The organism is Commensalibacter melissae (assembly GCF_003691365.1).
GTDB classification, from domain to species: Bacteria; Pseudomonadota; Alphaproteobacteria; order Acetobacterales; family Acetobacteraceae; genus Commensalibacter; species Commensalibacter melissae.
In genome coordinates, this window is sequence record NZ_CP033087.1 from 1647138 (window position 1) to 1664346 (window position 17209).

At 38.3% G+C, this 17209-nt stretch carries 15 protein-coding genes; 5 read left to right on the top strand and 10 right to left on the bottom strand.

The genetic code is table 11. The features are described from left to right. The first annotated feature begins 211 nt into the window (after nucleotides 1-211). Together D9V35_RS07460 and D9V35_RS07465 are read left to right on the top strand one after the other, a co-directional pair. Entirely contained in the window at nucleotides 212-3301 is a 3090-nt protein-coding gene (locus tag D9V35_RS07460; RefSeq protein ID WP_122123973.1) for a glycosyltransferase, read from the top strand. Between the two features lie 205 nt (nucleotides 3302-3506). Continuing rightward, nucleotides 3507-4577 carry a TIGR04086 family membrane protein gene (locus D9V35_RS07465; RefSeq protein ID WP_122123974.1) on the top strand — a complete coding sequence of 357 codons (1071 nt, stop codon included), beginning with the start codon at nucleotides 3507-3509 and terminating at the stop codon, nucleotides 4575-4577. Nucleotides 4578-4668: 91 nt separating this feature from the next. Here D9V35_RS07465 and D9V35_RS07470 read toward each other — a convergent pair whose 3' ends face one another. The 6 genes from D9V35_RS07470 to D9V35_RS07495 form a co-directional block, all read right to left on the bottom strand. Continuing rightward, nucleotides 4669-6702 (bottom strand): NAD(+) synthase, encoded by a 2034-nt coding sequence (locus tag D9V35_RS07470; protein WP_122123975.1) that lies wholly within the window; start codon nucleotides 6700-6702, stop codon nucleotides 4669-4671. Nucleotides 6703-6736: 34 nt separating this feature from the next. Then, nucleotides 6737-7258, bottom strand: coding sequence for a disulfide bond formation protein B (locus tag D9V35_RS07475; RefSeq protein WP_240993357.1), 522 nt, complete (start codon nucleotides 7256-7258; stop codon nucleotides 6737-6739). Nucleotides 7259-7353: 95 nt separating this feature from the next. Next, entirely contained in the window at nucleotides 7354-7881 is a 528-nt protein-coding gene (locus D9V35_RS07480; RefSeq protein ID WP_122123976.1) for a DUF2155 domain-containing protein, read from the bottom strand. Further along, nucleotides 7878-8099 (bottom strand): hypothetical protein, encoded by a 222-nt coding sequence (locus tag D9V35_RS07485; protein ID WP_122123977.1) that lies wholly within the window; start codon nucleotides 8097-8099, stop codon nucleotides 7878-7880. Before D9V35_RS07485 ends, D9V35_RS07480 begins: the two co-directional genes overlap by 4 nt. 29 nt (nucleotides 8100-8128) lie before the next feature. Then, complete coding sequence (mlaD, locus tag D9V35_RS07490; protein WP_240993358.1) at nucleotides 8129-8653, bottom strand: outer membrane lipid asymmetry maintenance protein MlaD; 525 nt, start codon at nucleotides 8651-8653, stop codon at nucleotides 8129-8131. A 24-nt stretch (nucleotides 8654-8677) separates the two neighbouring features. Further along, nucleotides 8678-9046, bottom strand: coding sequence for an NADH-ubiquinone oxidoreductase subunit NDUFA12 family protein (locus tag D9V35_RS07495; RefSeq protein WP_122123979.1), 369 nt, complete (start codon nucleotides 9044-9046; stop codon nucleotides 8678-8680). Between the two features lie 305 nt (nucleotides 9047-9351). Between D9V35_RS07495 and D9V35_RS07500 the strand changes: the two genes are divergently transcribed. Together D9V35_RS07500 and D9V35_RS07505 are read left to right on the top strand one after the other, a co-directional pair. Next, on the top strand, nucleotides 9352-10911 hold the full coding sequence (locus tag D9V35_RS07500; RefSeq protein WP_122123980.1) for a TSCPD domain-containing protein: 1560 nt from the start codon (nucleotides 9352-9354) through the stop codon (nucleotides 10909-10911). A 14-nt stretch (nucleotides 10912-10925) separates the two neighbouring features. After that, entirely contained in the window at nucleotides 10926-11387 is a 462-nt protein-coding gene (locus D9V35_RS07505; protein WP_110438494.1) for a RidA family protein, read from the top strand. 401 nt (nucleotides 11388-11788) lie between these two features. Here D9V35_RS07505 and D9V35_RS07510 read toward each other — a convergent pair whose 3' ends face one another. The 3 genes from D9V35_RS07510 to D9V35_RS07520 form a co-directional block, all read right to left on the bottom strand. Further along, nucleotides 11789-12031 (bottom strand): hypothetical protein, encoded by a 243-nt coding sequence (locus D9V35_RS07510; protein ID WP_162988613.1) that lies wholly within the window; start codon nucleotides 12029-12031, stop codon nucleotides 11789-11791. A 130-nt stretch (nucleotides 12032-12161) separates the two neighbouring features. Next, the gene (gene recA / locus D9V35_RS07515; RefSeq protein ID WP_110438496.1) at nucleotides 12162-13190 is read right to left on the bottom strand and encodes a recombinase RecA; all 1029 of its coding nucleotides are present in this window, start codon (nucleotides 13188-13190) and stop codon (nucleotides 12162-12164) included. Between the two features lie 176 nt (nucleotides 13191-13366). Beyond that, nucleotides 13367-14890, bottom strand: coding sequence for a gamma-glutamyltransferase (locus D9V35_RS07520; protein WP_240993359.1), 1524 nt, complete (start codon nucleotides 14888-14890; stop codon nucleotides 13367-13369). A gap of 179 nt (nucleotides 14891-15069) precedes the next feature. Here D9V35_RS07520 and D9V35_RS07525 point away from each other — a divergent pair, with 179 nt between their 5' ends. Beyond that, nucleotides 15070-15834, top strand: a complete 765-nt coding sequence (locus D9V35_RS07525; RefSeq protein ID WP_122123982.1) for a DsbA family protein — start codon at nucleotides 15070-15072, stop codon at nucleotides 15832-15834. A gap of 44 nt (nucleotides 15835-15878) precedes the next feature. On the opposite strand, the gene hemA is transcribed toward D9V35_RS07525, so the two are convergent. Further along, a complete protein-coding gene (gene hemA / locus D9V35_RS07530) occupies nucleotides 15879-17105 on the bottom strand; it encodes a 5-aminolevulinate synthase (RefSeq protein ID WP_240993360.1) in 1227 nt (408 codons plus the stop codon). Nucleotides 17106-17209 lie beyond the last annotated feature (104 nt).

Sequence of the window (17209 nt, forward strand, 5' to 3'; positions counted from 1 at the left end):
TAAAATATTACTTAAAAATTGTCAAATTTATTTTTTACTTGCAACATTGTATGTTGTAACAAAACACTAATGTTAAATCAAACTTAAAAACAAATCGTTTATTCAATTTTATGATAGGATTATGACCTTAAAATCATACTTTGTATACTTCATATATACGATATTATTATAACATAATTCATATAGTTAATCAATTCCAGGCTTATATATCATGATAAAAAATCAACCTTTACAAGAAAAAGAGACGAGTTCTTTAAAAGATCTCTTAAAAAACGATAATGAGAATCTGTTTTTTCATACTCCCTTTCTAAAAAATGAAATTCATCACCATTATTCTGTTCTCGTATGGTTGATAACAAACCTAAAACCAAAAAAAATTGCAATATTTGATAATGATATTGAAAGAATCCTTCATAAAAATATATGCGAAATTATTGATAGTTTTGAACTATCCAGTCAATGTTTCAGTGAAAAACAAAAGAAAGAAAGCCCCTATTCATATCCGAACACCTTGCTACCCATCAAACCTGATATTTCCGATTACGATTGTATTTTCATCAACAGTCTGAACCAATCCCTTAAAAAAGCACCCATTATAAATTCGCTGTATGAAAAACTTCCTGAGAATACCACGATTGTTATTGATAATATCTTTAGCGATCATTCAATTGCCAAGGAAAACTCCTCAATCATTTCAGCATGGCAGACGCAATATCCCCATTTTGATTTTTATCATTATTCTGGACTGACCATTCTCTACACTGGTACAGCGGTTCCTGTTTCGTTAAAAAATCTCTTTGACCTCAGTAACTCTCCTGTTCTGGCACAACGATTCCAAAAAAAATGTGCTTTTTTTGACCAATATTGGTCGATGTATAACTCATTGGATAAAAAAAACGAAGCATCAACGCCATCTCTATTTCTGGAATCAAAAATTGAACAAAATTTATTGGGCAGAAAACTTCAATATTCTGAAAAGGAAATTGCAAATCAAACCCAAAAAATCAGGGAAAAAAACAAGATATTAAAAGATTTAACCAATCAGGTTGCCAAAAATGGATGTAATAAAAAATTAATATCTATTAAAAATTTATATCCAAAAAGTATATCTGAAATAATCTATGGACAATTAAAAAGAAAAACTCCTGTATTCGTCAAAAAATATATCAAAAACAAAATAAAAATGGATATAGATGCTCCTAATTTTATAAATGTAATTAAAAGAAAATTTTATAAGGAAAATAACATTATCGGAAATTCCTTTTCAGGTTCTAACTCTTTACATTCAATGGATAGCCTGAATTACTTTGCCAAGCCTGATTACAATTCCTATAATCCTATAAGAAAAATTCTTTTTGTTGCTGGAGAACCCGATACACCGGGTGTAATTTATCGTTGTTATCGTAATGCCAAAGCTTGCATTATGGCCGGCCATGAAGCTAAGGTTTCAAACGCGGCTGATGTTAGCGTTAACGATATACAATGGGCTGATATCATCATTTTATGGCGTGTTGAGTTTAGCGGTCACATTGATGGGATTCTGAAACTAAGCAAGGAATATAATAAATTAACCGCCTTTGATGTCGACGATATTGTCTTTAAACCCCATTTTGCCCATATTGAGATCATAGATGGTATACGTACCATTGGTACAACCGAGGCAAAAACGGCCCATACATTTCACAACATGCGTCAAACCCTCATGCGTTCAGACTTTGCGATTGCAACTACAAAGGAAATGCGTGAACATATGGCGCAGGAACTTATTCCTAGACATGCCGGTCCATTAGTATATACCCTACCCAATATTTTTGATGATGAATGCGTGAAATTATCACGATTTGCCGCCCGTATTGTTCAAGCAACAAAAAATGATGATTACATCCGGATTGGCTATGCAAGCGGTACCCGAACACATCAGCGTGATTTTGCCCTTGTCATACCTGCACTCATTTCAATTTTTCAACAACGTTCCAATATACGCCTTGTTTTATTCAGGGAACCCGTAAATCACCGTCCCATTTTGCATATGAATGAATATCCGGAACTGAAAAATTATGAAAATTTCATCGAGTGGCGCGATACCGTACCCCTGGAAAAACTTCCCCAAGAGTTGGCAAGATTTGATATCTCAATTGCCCCATTGGAAATTGACAATGTTTTCTGCAATGCAAAAAGTGAACTTAAATATTTTGAAGCTGCATTGGCAAATGTCTGTTCAATCGTTTCACCAACCCAACCCTTGAAACGATGCATTCAACACGGCGTTACTGGATATCTGGCATCTACCGCGAAAGAATGGGAAGAATATTTACTATCGCTTATTGACAATAAAACACTTAGAAAAGAAATGGCGCAAAATGCATATCATGCCGTTTTATGGAATTTCAGTTTGCAACGTCAATCCAAACTTTGCGATACAATGCTTTTAAGTTTGATTAATGAAAAAGGCGCAGCACAGGCAGCGGAAACTATTATTTCACGCAAAAACTATAACCTTCGCAATTTGCCCGTCATTCCACACAGCAACATTCTTTTTGAACATGATAACTTGCGGGAATCTGAGGTAACGGTTGTCATTACTTCCTATAACTATCAGCAATATATACTGGAGGCACTCGAGTCCGTTTTTATTCAGACATTAAAGGATATTGATTTGATTATTGTTGATGATGGTTCGTCTGACGAATCAATCACCCTAATTCTTGAATGGTCAATAAATCACAAGTATCGATTCAATCGATTGCAAATCCATCAATCAGTAAATAATGTCGGTTTGGGAGGCGCACGAAATATTGGTATTGCAGCCAGTGAAACACTGTATTCCATGCAATTGGATGCGGATAACCGTCTAATGCCTGACACATGCGAAAAATTATTGCAGGCCATACAGAATACGAATATTGGTTATGCCTATCCAGAAATACAGCATTTTGGCGCAGGAGAGGCCATTGGAGGGCACGTTCCCTTTAATCCCCTACGCCTCACCGTTGGAAACTATATTGACGCAATGGTTCTTATTGCCAAATGGGCCTGGACTGCAGCTGGTGGATTTTATGTAAAACGGGATGCAATGGGGTGGGAGGATTTTGATATGTGGTGCTCCCTTGCTGAAATGGGTATCAACGGAAAACAGGTAACCAATACTACTGCTGAATATAGGGCACATTTTGCATCAATGACCAATGTACTCACTGAACAAAATACCCACAAACCCAAGGTTGTTTCTCATCTTGAAAATAGACATCCTTGGCTTGACCTGGTTTATCCCGAAATTTCACCCTGGAATAAAAAACAATAATTTCTTAAACTCGTTTAATATTATTAATAAATATTTAGTAAATACATTAAATTACTTATAATATTTTAATATAAAATCACTAAAATAAAATATTACATTTTAGTGATTTTAAAACAACAAATAAAAAAAATAAAATTATTGAATAGATAAGATTTTTATTTACGCTAATATTGTTTTTAATAAATAACTATTAAGGAGCGTAATAATGGATTATCAAAATAATAATATAAATAAAAAAAGAATATGCTGGGGAAGTATTATTGCTGGTATTTTTACAGTTATGGCAGTATTTTTTCTTCTTTTTATTTTGGGAAGCAGCCTGGGTGTTTCAATGCTGTCCCCTAAATCCGATGATATTATTAATGGTGCAGGAACAACAGTTTTAATCTGGACTGTGGTTTCAATTATCCTCAGCCTTGCATGTGGTGCTTTTGTGACTGGACGCTTGGCTGGCGTAAATGGCCTCATTCATGGATTTCTTGTTTGGGCCACCTCGCTTATTTTATCCATTATTATTGGATGCATGATTTTAAGTTCCATCCTTACCATGATCGGGGGAACAATCGGAACAGTGACCTCATCTACAGGTTCCCTATTAAGCGGCATTGGTTCTGCATCCCAAAATGGTATTTCAGGAATTTTTGATCTTAGCAAAAACACTCTGAAAAATTTTGATTTCAAATCAAATGCGAATAATCAACAACTTAATCAAAATGTGATAGAGGCTTTGAAAAAAAGCGATATTCCAGCTTTACATCCAGACTATCTATCCTCACAATTTAAGGAGGTTAAAAAAGAAGCCAAAAATGCTATCAAGGAAATTAGCATCAACCCAAATAATTCCGACAAGATTCTTTCTGATTTAATAAGCCATCTCAAAACCCGTACCGAAAACATCTATCAGTCCATTGATCGTAATGATGTAGAAAAAGCTATTGCCAATAATACTAATTTAACTTCTAAAGAGGCAGAACGTTCGGTTGACAATATTATTGCCATGCATAACCAGGCAGTACAAGAAGCAAACAATAAATTGAATGATTTGCAAAACAATCTTCAGGAAGCAAAAGAACAATTAAACACATGGAAAGAACAGGCTAAAGAAAAAGCGGATATGACTGTCAAAGCCATCGCACGTCTTTCATTCTGGTCTTTTATCGCCTTGCTAGTTGGTGCACTGGTTAGTACCGCTTGTGGATTATTGGGGCAAAGAACCGTTTGCAGAAAACTAGAAAATCAAACTACTGATAATGAGCATCATAATTATAATCACTAAATAACAATATCGCTTATCTTTAAAAAATAACCAAAAAACTAGTATTTCCAAAAATACTAGTTTTTTTTCTTTTTAAACCTTTTGAACAAAATCAATCGAAAGGAACATTTTCAAGTTCTCTTAACCATATATTCGCATTTCCATCTGAAGGGGCACGCCAATCTCCCCGTGGAGAAAGACTTCCTCCTGCAAGAATCTTGGGACCATTTGGCATGGCTGATCGTTTGAATTGGCTAAAAGCAAAAAACCGTTTAATGAATATTTCCAGCCAATGCCTAATTTCACATAAATTATAATCGGTTTTTTTTGTATCAGGATAACCTGCAGGCCAGCTCCCCTTACGTGAATTTGACCATATATGATAGGCCAAAAAAGCAATTTTTGAAGGTTTTAGACCATATCTTAGAAAATAATATAAATTAAAATCTTGCAATGCGTATGGTCCAATTATCGATTCAGTACTTTGAATGGATTTTGCATCTTTTGCAGGAATGAGTTCTGGCGAGATTTCAGTATTCAAGATTTCCTGCAAAACCCTGCCAGTTTTCTCTGAAAAAAATCTGGATTGAACAACCCATCGTATCAAATGTTGAATTAATGTTTTGGGTAACCCAGCATTGACATGATAATGGGACATTTGATCCCCTACGCCATAAGTACACCATCCCAGCGCCAGTTCTGATAGATCCCCGGTCCCAACAACAATACCATTATGCAGATTGGCCAGACGAAACAGATAATCTGTTCTTAATCCCGCCTGGACATTTTCAAAGGTGATATCGTATACAGGCTTATTTTCTGCATAAGGATGTCCTATATCTTTTAACATTTGTCTGGCTGTATCAGTAATATCCAAGCATTCCCAATGAATACCAAGGCTTTTCATCAATGATTCGGCATTATTTTTCGTCTCTTTGCCTGTTCCGAATGCCGGCATTGTATACCCATAAATAAACTGTCGATCCATTTTGAGATCGTCAGCAGCCTGTACAGCAACCAGCAAAGCCTGTGTCGAATCAAGTCCTCCAGAAACACCAATGATCATTCGCTGGGCTTTGCTGGCTTGAATACGTTGTTTTAATGCTGAAACCTGAATCATGTAGGCTTCATAACAGTCCTGTTCCAACCGATGGACTTCCGACGGGACAAAGGGAAAACGTTCCAGGGGACGTTGAAGCCCTATGGTGTCATTTGAAGGTTGCAATTTGAATGTAATCAAACGATAAGGTGGATGTTTTTCATAGCACTGATGAAATGTTCCGCGTTGCAACCGTTCCTGACATATCAAATCAAGATCAATATCTGCATATAGAAAATTATCCCCTTTTGGAAAACGTTCTGTTTGCGCCAGAAGTTCACCATTTTCAAAAATTGACAATTGTCCGTCCCAGGCAAGATCCGTTGTAGATTCACCATTTCCTGCAGCAGTATATAGATAAGCGCAAATTCCACGTGAGGATTGCGTTTGACACAACAAAGAACGCTGATCCGCTTTACCTACAGTTATGTTACTTGCCGAAAGATTGGCAATCACGGTGGCACCAGCCATACAGGCATAACTACTTGGGGGAATTGGTACCCACAAATCTTCGCAAATTTCCGTCCCTATAAGCAAATCGGGATAATCCTCTGCTTTAAAAAGCAGATCAACACCAAAAGGAACGTTTTGTTTGTTAAAAACTATGAATTCATTGACAATCAATTGCCCATCAACAAATTGTCTGGCCTCATAAAATTCCCGGTAACCAGGTAAATAGGATTTGGGAACAACTCCCAGAATCTTACCTTTATGAATAACAACCGCACAATTATACAAAGCACCCTTAAAAACAACAGGAGCTCCAAATATGAGAACAGGCATAAGTGATTGGCTTGCATCACATATCAGTTCAATAGTTTCCTTAACAGCACTTGACAGGCTGTCCTGTAACCTGAGATCCTCAATTGAATATCCCGTCAGAGACAATTCAGGAAAAACACAAAGTGCAACGCATTCCTGATGGGCCTTTAAAGCCAGTTGAATTATTTTCTCGCTGTTCGAATAAGGATCTGCCAAACAGACTGTAAAATTGCATAATCCCACCCGGGCAAGGTTATGTTCATACAACGAGTAAAAATTTTTCAAGAAGAATCTCACATACTAAATATAATTTAAGGATCTAGAAATATATTCTACGATTATGTCTTTCTTCAACCAACCGCCAAATCAATATAGCAAATAAAAAGAGGGAATATAATCCGTTTACCATTGTCAAAGAAACTGGCAGCCAAGAAAAAGGATAAGAGGCGACATCACAGGGTTTGCCTGGACGATCCGGCATAGCGCCAAGCCGATCGGCAAGATTGTCTATTGCGACAAGATTGGCGCTACACTCAGGTAACGGACTTGCCCACCATCCCTGTTCCACCCCAATATGTAAACAGGAAATGCCAATACTCATTAACAAAACTATAAATCCAACCCATAAAATCAAGGTCAAATATCGTGTTGGAATAAAAATACCCAAAATACCCAAAATAATCAGAAAACGATATGGCCATCTTTCCAATAAACACAAAGCACAGGGAACCATATGCAAAACATGCTGTAAAAACCACGCTGCACCAATAGCGAATGCGCCTGCCAATATAAAGAAAATTGCGGTAATCGTTTTCATATAATATTTATTATAATTGGTCACGACTGATACCTAGACTGGTTTATACATGAATGATGAATGATGAATGGTTAAATATGAAATAGACTTTATAAAAAAGCGAGTTTACCATATTTTTTTTAATGTTGCGATTGCAAAGACTTCTCTAATGAATTTTCAATTGATTCTGAAGATTGCTCAACAGGGTGCTGTATATTTTTTTCATCTTTTTTTTGAACCTTTTGGGAATCATTCATTGGAGTACCTGCACAACCAACAACACTTATATTATATAGAGGATGCTCAAAAACAGCTATTCCAGGTTCAGATAAAAACATCCATGAGGCAAAATGAATAGATGTTAATTTTGTGTCTGTTACTTGAAGAAAGGCGGCACTATCAAAAGGTGTTGAAGGAGGACGTATTACACAATTAAGAGCCTCGATTGTCAGGGTCTGGTATCGCACTGATTGTCCAACCGGTATATTTAAAATTTCAGTATGGGCTTCAAGTTTATTCAAAATTCGAACAACAGCTTCGGATTGTCTTATCCACTGTTCAGCAACATTGGGATTTTGTTTTGCTGATTTACTGGTTTCAGCCAAACTGTTTGAAATATTACCTATTCCCAGTATGACAACAGCTAAACAGTAAAAATATTTTTTCATTTTACCGGACTCCGTAATTGATCAACCATATCTTTTAGAAAATCCCGCATGAATTCTTCGTCCACTCCAATCAGCAATGCGTCTTCAAATACATCCTGCATATATTGTGTTAACTCGGTTTTGTTTTCTTCCAGAATTTTTAATTTTTCTTTGCAGGTTACAGGTTTTCCATCAGATTGAGGCCAGTTTAATGAAGATGTTTGAACTTCTGTTTTCATCTTAACCAACCCTTAAATTCTTAAACTAGTCAATGTAATTCATTACTATGGAATTGATCAGTAGAATTGTCCGCCTTTTTCTTTTCATTCTTATTCATATTATCTGTAACAGAGAAAATGAATTTGCTTAAAAGCTGTTGCAAACTGATAGCCCCTTGGGTATGGGTCAGAAACTGACCAGGTTTAAGAACCGTTTCATCACCACCTGGAGAAAGATCAATATATTTTCCACCTAGCAGACTATCACTTGTAATAATTGCCGCCGTATCAACTGGTAATTTTACATCTGGCCGAACCGTAAAAGTTACAACCGCATTAAATCTCTTTGGATCAACCTTTTCCTGAATAACCTGACCTACGCTCACCCCTGCCAATTTTACGTCTGAACCAACTTCCAGTCCGTCAATCTGGCTAAACGATGCGCATAACGGATATCCCCCAACATTTTTCTGCCCATGTCCAATAATAGCCATGATAACAGCAACAACAAAAACAACCAACACTATCAAACCTGTGACAAGTTCAATTATTTGCTGTGTTTTTTGAGAAGGCATCAATACCATGAACTATCTTTTCAACTAAACCTCAGGAACCCAGCTTTCATAATCACCCGTAGCCTTGGCTCGTTGACCACCGGCATAATCGCTCCCTTGTGGATGATAAGCCTTGGCTGTTCCGGTTAAATTGGAATGATAGGGAATTTGCCAAGGATGACGCTTTGATACCGGAACTGGTGCATCCGCCTCATAATGTAGCCAGACCCACCACTCTGGGGGAACTGCGGAGGGATCATCACCTTTTTTATAAATAACCCACCGCTCACGACGACGTTCACCTCCGCCAAGACGGTTAAGTTTGCGAGATTCATAATAGGAACGTCCATCAGAATCTTTCCCGACCAAACGTCCTTTTAAAAGTGTGTGTAAACGCGTTCCAAGTGTTGTCATAATATAATTCAAACAAAATAATTATGTAGTATCTTTATCAAATAACTTTTAACAACCATATACCTTTTTTCCATAAAAATCACAAAAAAAATTAAATTGGATTCTAATTAGACCGAATAATCAAAAGATTACACCCTAAGATAAATAAAAAATTGAAAACAAATTAAACCGGAATTTTATCCACAATATCCACTGAATACAGATACCTGTATAACTTTTTACCTATTTATTTAGCTTATCGACATTCCAAAAAAAATGTAAACTTGACTATTATGAACACAAGACATATTTGGAATGGCGTCAGGATGCGTAATCTGCAAGCTGCGATTGATCCCGACGCATCTCTTTATTCAGTAACCATGCCCGCTCGATGGGAGGATCAAACTGCAACTGCGATCCTACAGTTATGCTCATCCTATCAACTGGAATCCTCCTCTGTTAAAACAGATCAGATCACTGCCAACTGGTTATTGCCTCTTTGTGATCATGCGGCAAATACAGGGATCAAAAATTGGAAAGTTTCTGACTGGGAAACAATTCTGCTAAACCAACAGGCCTGTCCCAATCAACGTATTTGGCAAAATGACAACAGTCAAAAGCCCGCCTTTACCATAAATTTGGCTGCCTTTGCATCAACTGAAACAGGGTTTGACGCGCATTCTTATCGGAAAGTTCTGCAAATTGTTATCGATAGTATCCGTATTCTCTATAAGCAACAGTTCAATTTCATTAACAGTGAGCTCCCCTTTCCAGATTTGCAGATTTCCCCAAAGCAAAAGCCTGTAGATTCTGAAAATGCAGAATCATATCACAATATTGCCGGGACAGTTTATCTTACCAATTTAGATGCCTGTCTTGCACAACTCGGTCTGGAATATGACAGTATCCAAGGACGGGATGTGGCTTGTTGCCTTACCTGTTTTGCAACCTTACTCTCAACTGCGGGTTGTGGATCTGATTATCTTCCCTTGTCACCAGACTGGAATGCATTACCAGAACTAACTACCCTTGCCAAAGAAATATGGAGTCTTGCCTCTGAGGAAAAAACTTTGCCTCTGCCCAGGATAGAAACCAGTTTCTCAATTCCCGGACCTGAAGATCTATTTCTAGGATCAGAAGCATGTGGACTTGCCCCCATATTTTCCCCTGTTACCGAAGACGGACATCTGGCAATAAGTACTATTGCGCGAATGGCAAAACAAAAACTAACTCCTGAAAGTGCACTGGCTGCAACCCTATCGGGAAATTTGATACTTCAACCCCCTTCTCATCAGGCGCATTGCGCAATGCATCAGGCATTGATCGGTTTTACAACTTCAATGCCCCCCCGTCCCCATCCAATGGAATATCCCCTCGCTTCAAAAACCATATTACCCCGGGGAATTCGAGAACCTCTTCCACCACGTCACAAAGGAATTACACAAAAAGCGAGTATTGCTGGACGTGGATTGTTTTTGCGTACAGGTGAATACGAAGATGGCAAGCTTGGTGAGATATCGATTACGCCTTTAAAAGAAAATGCCATGGTTAAAGGTTTGTTAGACAGCCTCGGCCAGGCTGTCAGTATTGGTTTGCAATATGGGGTTCCTTTAAAGGAATTCGTTTCCGCATTTGCCTATAGCCGCTTCGGCATTGCCGGAACCGTTGAAGGGGATCCAGGAGCGATTTACGCGACCTCGTTTCTGGATTATAGCTTCCGGCTATTATCAGATGTTTATTTAAAGCAGCCTTTACCTGACGCACCTAATAATTTACAGTCTGATGAGGAAAAACTCCCCATGCTGCCTTTGGATCTACCAGAGGAAGAAATGAATCAATCTCACTCTTCCCCACGGAAACATTCAAAATTCAAACTTGTAAGCTGAGAAAGGATCAAGACATGTCATCTATTGAGGAACGCATTGCCAAACTTGGAATTCAACTTCCTACCCCGACAGCCCCTGTTGCAAATTATCTTCCTGCAATCAAAACCAATAATTCTCTGATTATTTCTGGTCAACTTCCTTTTATAGACGGGAAACTTTTTGCAACCGGAAAGTTGGGCGCTACCATTGACCTTAAAACTGGGCAACAAGCAGCCCGCTATTGCATGATCAATATTTTGGCACAGGCCAAGGCCGCTATTGGACAGTTAAATGAAATCAGCAAATTAATCCGCCTGGGGGGGTTCATTGCCAGCATACCGGAATTTACCCAGCAGGCTGTTGTCATGAATGGAGCATCAGATCTAGCTGTAGAAATTTTTGGAGACAAAGGACGACATGCACGTTCTGCCTTTGGTGTAGCATGTTTACCAATGGATGCCTGTGTTGAGGTTGAAGCTTGGTTTGAATTGAAATAAATCTATTCTGCGAGTTAATCTACACGAGTATAATAGTTGATTATACTCTGTATATATATCTGGTATGCATTTAAATATATTATCCAGAGTTTCTTGCAAGTATCATGTTTCTGTTTTTTTCTCATCAAACAGGATTATACTTATATTTAAAATGCAATCAGCATACCGATTTATGATTATTATCTAATAACAATGTCAAAATAACTTTTTATATCTTTACATACAATTCTTTTTAGATCTACAATTTGCTAAAAGATTACCTTTTAAATATCGAAACAATTCATTATTCATTTTATCAGGTGCATCTAAATTTGTAAAAAATCTATATACCCTGCCATTTGCAAGAATGACTATACGAGCTTCCGTTACTGAAAAATACCGTGAAGTTGTGAGGCCTGTATTTATATTAAGATCATCGCCAATTTTTTATATTCAATTAAAATTTGATTTTTTTCATCTTTTAAGATCGCAAAATCCATCTTTTCATCCATTTTAACACCGTATCTGCAATTATATTCTGGCGTAACCCCAAGATAACTGAATACGTCATGCTCCAGAATCATCTGGGCAAAGGGAAGGATAAAAAAGTTTTTGGTGATTTCTTCTGTCTGCGTTAATAAACCCTGCCACTTAATTTTATTCACATTCCATTTTGAATTTTCTCCATTTATATTATTTGAATGCAACAATTTAATAATCATAAACTATTAAATTTATCAATTTCTAAACAACAAATTGATAAATGAAGAAAATTAACAACTATAACTAGCTATCTCACAAATCATCAGTCCCGATAGCCATATCATCCATCGAGCCTTCACCAATAATACCAGAATGCTCACGAATACGTTGCTCAATAACCTGACTTATCTCCGGATGCTCTCGCAAGAACTGCTTTACATTTTCCCGGCCCTGACCAATACGCTGACTGTCATAAGAAAACCATGAACCCGCTTTTTCAATAATCCCTGCTTTTACACCCAGATCTATCAATTCTCCCATCTTACTAATTCCTTCTCCATACATAATGTCGAATTCAACCTGCTTGAAAGGAGGAGCCATTTTATTTTTAACCACCTTAATCCGCGTCTGGTTTCCTGTGATTTCGTCCTTTTCCTTCACCTGACCGATACGACGAATATCCATACGTACAGAAGAATAGAACTTCAATGCATTTCCGCCTGTAGTTGTTTCTGGCGATCCAAACATAACACCAATCTTTTGACGAATTTGATTGAGGAAAATCAGACAGGTATTGGAACGAGAAACAGATCCGGTCAATTTTCTTAAGGCCTGGCTCATCAAACGGGCATGTAATCCAACATGATTGTCACCCATATCCCCTTCCAACTCTGCACGGGGAACCAATGCCGCCACACTGTCCACTACCAAGACATCAATAGCGCCAGAACGAACCAAAGTATCCGCAATTTCCAATGCCTGTTCCCCGGCATCAGGTTGAGAGATGAGCAAATTATCAATATCAACGCCGAGCTTACGCGCATAAATGGGATCAAGAGCGTGTTCGGCATCCAAAAATGCACATGTACCACCCTTTTTTTGAGCCTCGGCTATAATATGCAACGCCATTGTTGTTTTCCCGGAACTTTCTGGACCATAGATTTCAACTATACGTCCACGAGGGACACCACCAATTCCTAAAGCAATATCCAGACCAATCGAGCCTGTTGAAATTGCTTCCACTTGAACGACAGACTGCTCTCCCATCTTCATGATTGAACCTTTACCAAAGGCACGTTCAATCTGAGACAAAGCTCCTTCTAATGCTTTATTCTTGTCCATTATTTTTAGAATTTCCTTATAAATAAATAACGTGGGGACCGTAAATTCTCAGATTAACCCCAGTTAAACATTTATTGCTGCTTTTGAAGATTTTAAAAGATAAAAATACAATATTTACATTTACAATATTGGTATTTTTATCAAAATATCAATGATCCATAACAGCAATAATTATCTTAACGGCTAATTGCCAATCCCATACCATTTGGATCTGTATAAGCATGACATTGCCTGTCATTTCCTGGCAACCCATCAGAACAATAAACGGCATTTACCCGTCCTTTTGAGCCGCTCGAATTCGGTAATGAAACACCCTTTTCCCGTTTATTTCCTTGTTTGTTCAAAAAAGAATTCATGGTCACGGCAGCCTCTTGCGCCGCATCATTCTGTCCAGAGGCAGAAACTCCTGCAATAAAACGCTGTTTATACGTTGAAATCGATCCTGTTAACAAAGGTGGCGGCAGCTGACGAGGAGACGCAGCCATAACTATACCGGTTGTTCCAGAAATACGTCCTGTACCAAATAAATTATTCATGGTTAAAGCACAAGAAACGGCTCCCCCATCACGATCAACAACTACAAAAGATGTAGATGCAGGCAATGCTGGCAAACTGCCGCTGCCCGCCTTCCCATTATCAAGCCAGTCTTGAGCTTTTTTTGTCATTCCTTCAATGGATGACTTCAAATAAGTAGAACTATTTTCTGCACGCCATTTTGCAACTGTACCCTGGGCAACATCATCCCTATTTTGTCCATTATGCATCGCCATTGCCATACCCAGACCTCCATCTGCAGGAGGAGATAAAAAATATGTGATATTTTGTCCTTGTGTCAAAGACAAAGCTGAGGTTTGAACAGGCAGGGCATTTCTAAAGTCCTCGTTATACAATCCCCCTCCCGCAATCTGGGATCCCAAGGCATAACTTCTTGCAAGAGAACCAATATAAAGATCTGCAATACCTGCACTAATCAATCGGTCATAAATAATCTTTAAACGAGGCTGATATAGAATATCCCCAGCCTTAAGAGGAAGTCCATTTGCGTTTGTAAATGCTCTCTGCATGGCAGAATCTTCAAATAAGGGCTGCTGAACAGCTGCCAGATCACTCGCCAACGTGTCAGAAACGGGAGCACCATTTCCTGCCAAATTACCAACCAACCGTAAAATATCATTAATATCTGACTTGCCGTAACTTGCCTGTAATAAATATAATCCTCTTGCCATCATTGGAATCGCAGCTGGACGATCACTATTACTGGAAGGTTTTCTTCCTGCCTGAGGAAGGAAAATAATTGACTGTGCCGGCTGTCCGGAATGATACGCCAGACATGCTCCACCTCCTCCCAGCGAGGCACGGGAAGGCAAAGTTACTGTCAATGCCATACCTAGGGCCGTAGCTGCATCAGCCGCATTTCCCCCACGAATCAGGATATCCCGCGCCAACATGGCGGCTTGTGGTTCATCTGCAGCAACGCTCCCAACATATCCTGTTACACGATGATTCAAATTTGCAGATTTTGATAGTTTTTTCTCGTGATGATCCCCACCACATGCCGTTATTGAAAATGCCAAGGCCAAACCACAAACAGCCTTCTTAAACAAAACTATCTTTTGCCTTGATCCGTCCCTGAATTTTTGAGTAAATTTTGTTGTCTTTGCCTCAACACGACCTTTTGAAATTTGATAACGTTTTGACACGTGGCAGCGCTCCACTTAAAAAATCAATAATACCATAATAGGGTTCGAAAGTTATATTTAACTCAAATTATCAAGCCATACTCTATCGAGATTCATTTTATATCACAACAATTACAATTCTGTATAATATTATCCATCCATATGATAAAATCCCAATTTTACCAATCGGAAAACGCTTTATGAAAAAATTATCCTTTCGTCCTTTGATGACAGGTTCATTACTCTCCTGTCTTATCTCTTTCCCTGTCATTGGTCATAGTGAAGATCCAGCAGCAACTTTCTCATCCCAACAACGTAAAGAAATCATTTCCATTGTCAGACAGGCTCTAAAAGATGATCCAACCCTATTAGAAACTGGAATTCAAACCCTGATGAAAAAGAAAGAGCAACAACGTGCTTCACTTTCTACCCAGACAATAAAAGAGAAAAAAGGATTACTGTTACGTCAGCTACCCACTGACGGACTGATGGGCGATCCAAACGCAGCTACAACCATTACTGAATTTTACGATCCAAATTGTGGATACTGTAAAAAAATGCTGCCTATTTTAATCGATCTGGTCAAAAAACATAAGGATGTCAAGGTAATCCTAAAAGTCATTCCCATCCTTTCTGAAAACAGCAAATTGCAGTCTCAGGCCATAATTGCGGCAACTAGACAAAACAATTATGTTGCAATGATGCGCTCCTTGATGACCAGTCAGGAAGATATCAACCTTAATACTATCAAATCTATTGCACAGAAACTTAAACTGAACGCCGATCAATTGGTAATCGATATGAAAGCGGATTCCGTCACCAACGCTTTAAACGGCAACCTTCAATTAACTCATGATCTTGGTATTGAAGGTACTCCAGCCTTGATCATTAATGGTGAACATATCATTCAAGGTGCAATAAGCTATGACAATCTTGAACAAGTTATTGATAAACTTAATAAATAATATCATAGCTAAACTAAAGGCGACCCGCAAATCGCCTTTAAAATTCATTTTTTAGGTAACAAAGCTTTCAAGGCATCTACCATATCATCCATCATTTTATCCGTATGATAAGGATTGGGGGTCAATCGCAATCGTTCCGTTCCTTTGGGCACGGTTGGATAATTTATTGGTGGTGCATAAATTTTGTATTCATCCAATAAACGTTGACTTATTTTTTTGCATAACTCAGCCTCTCCAATAATTACGGGTACAATCTGGCTTTTTGTCTCGATAAAAGGAATATTGGCCTGTCTCAATTTTTCCTGAAACGTATGAATACGTTCAAACAATTTTTCACGACGCCAATTCTGCTTACGAACCAAACGAACACTTTTTAATGCCGCTGCCACAACAGATGGAGGTAGGGAAGTCGTAAAAATAAATCCAGCCGCAGCCAATCGTAAATATTCAATAATTTCACGTTTCGCCGTTACATATCCCCCATGTACACCAAAGCCCTTTGCAAGGGTTCCTTCAATGATATCAACCTGATTCGCTACACCATCCCTTTGAGAAACACCTCCACCCTCTTTTCCATATAAACCGACAGCATGTACCTCATCTAAATAAGTTAAGGCATTATATTTGTGTGCCAATGCACAGATGGACCCAATATCCGCAATATCGCCATCCATAGAATAGACACTTTCGAAAGCAATCAGTTTGGCAACATTTTTTGGAGCATTTGCAAGTTTATGTTCAAGATCCTGCAAATCATTATGTTTGAAAACCACACAATCAGCATTTTTAGCTCCTTTTATACCAGCAATCATAGAATTATGATTTTGCTGATCGGAAAAAGTCATCCAGTTCCCGGACATACTCGTTAGAATAGTTTGCAAACTCGCCTGGTTTGATACATAACCTGATACAAATAACAAGCCCGCCTCTTTACCATGCAAGTCTGCAAGTTCAGCCTCGAGCGCTTCATGCAAGGGATGGGTTCCGGCAATATTTCTTGTCCCACCTGCACCTGCACCATATTTTTGGATAGCCATAATGGCGGCATTCATGACTTCAGGTTCAATTCCCATACCCAGATAATCATTGGCTGACCAGGCTATAATCGGGGTCTCCTCTTTTGCATTAATCTTTCTATCATAAACAGGATAATGCATTGACTGACGACTTAATGGGGTAAAACGCCGATACCGTCCCTGTTTCTCGATATCTCCAAGCGCCCCTTTGCAATAGGCATAAAAAGGATGTGAAGATATTATGGGTTCTGACACAATTTATTCTCCTAATTTTAAATCCCTCGGGATTTAAATGATTCAACATGACAAAACATTGTCTGAATAACCAATCCATTACGTCCTCATATAGAACATATAAA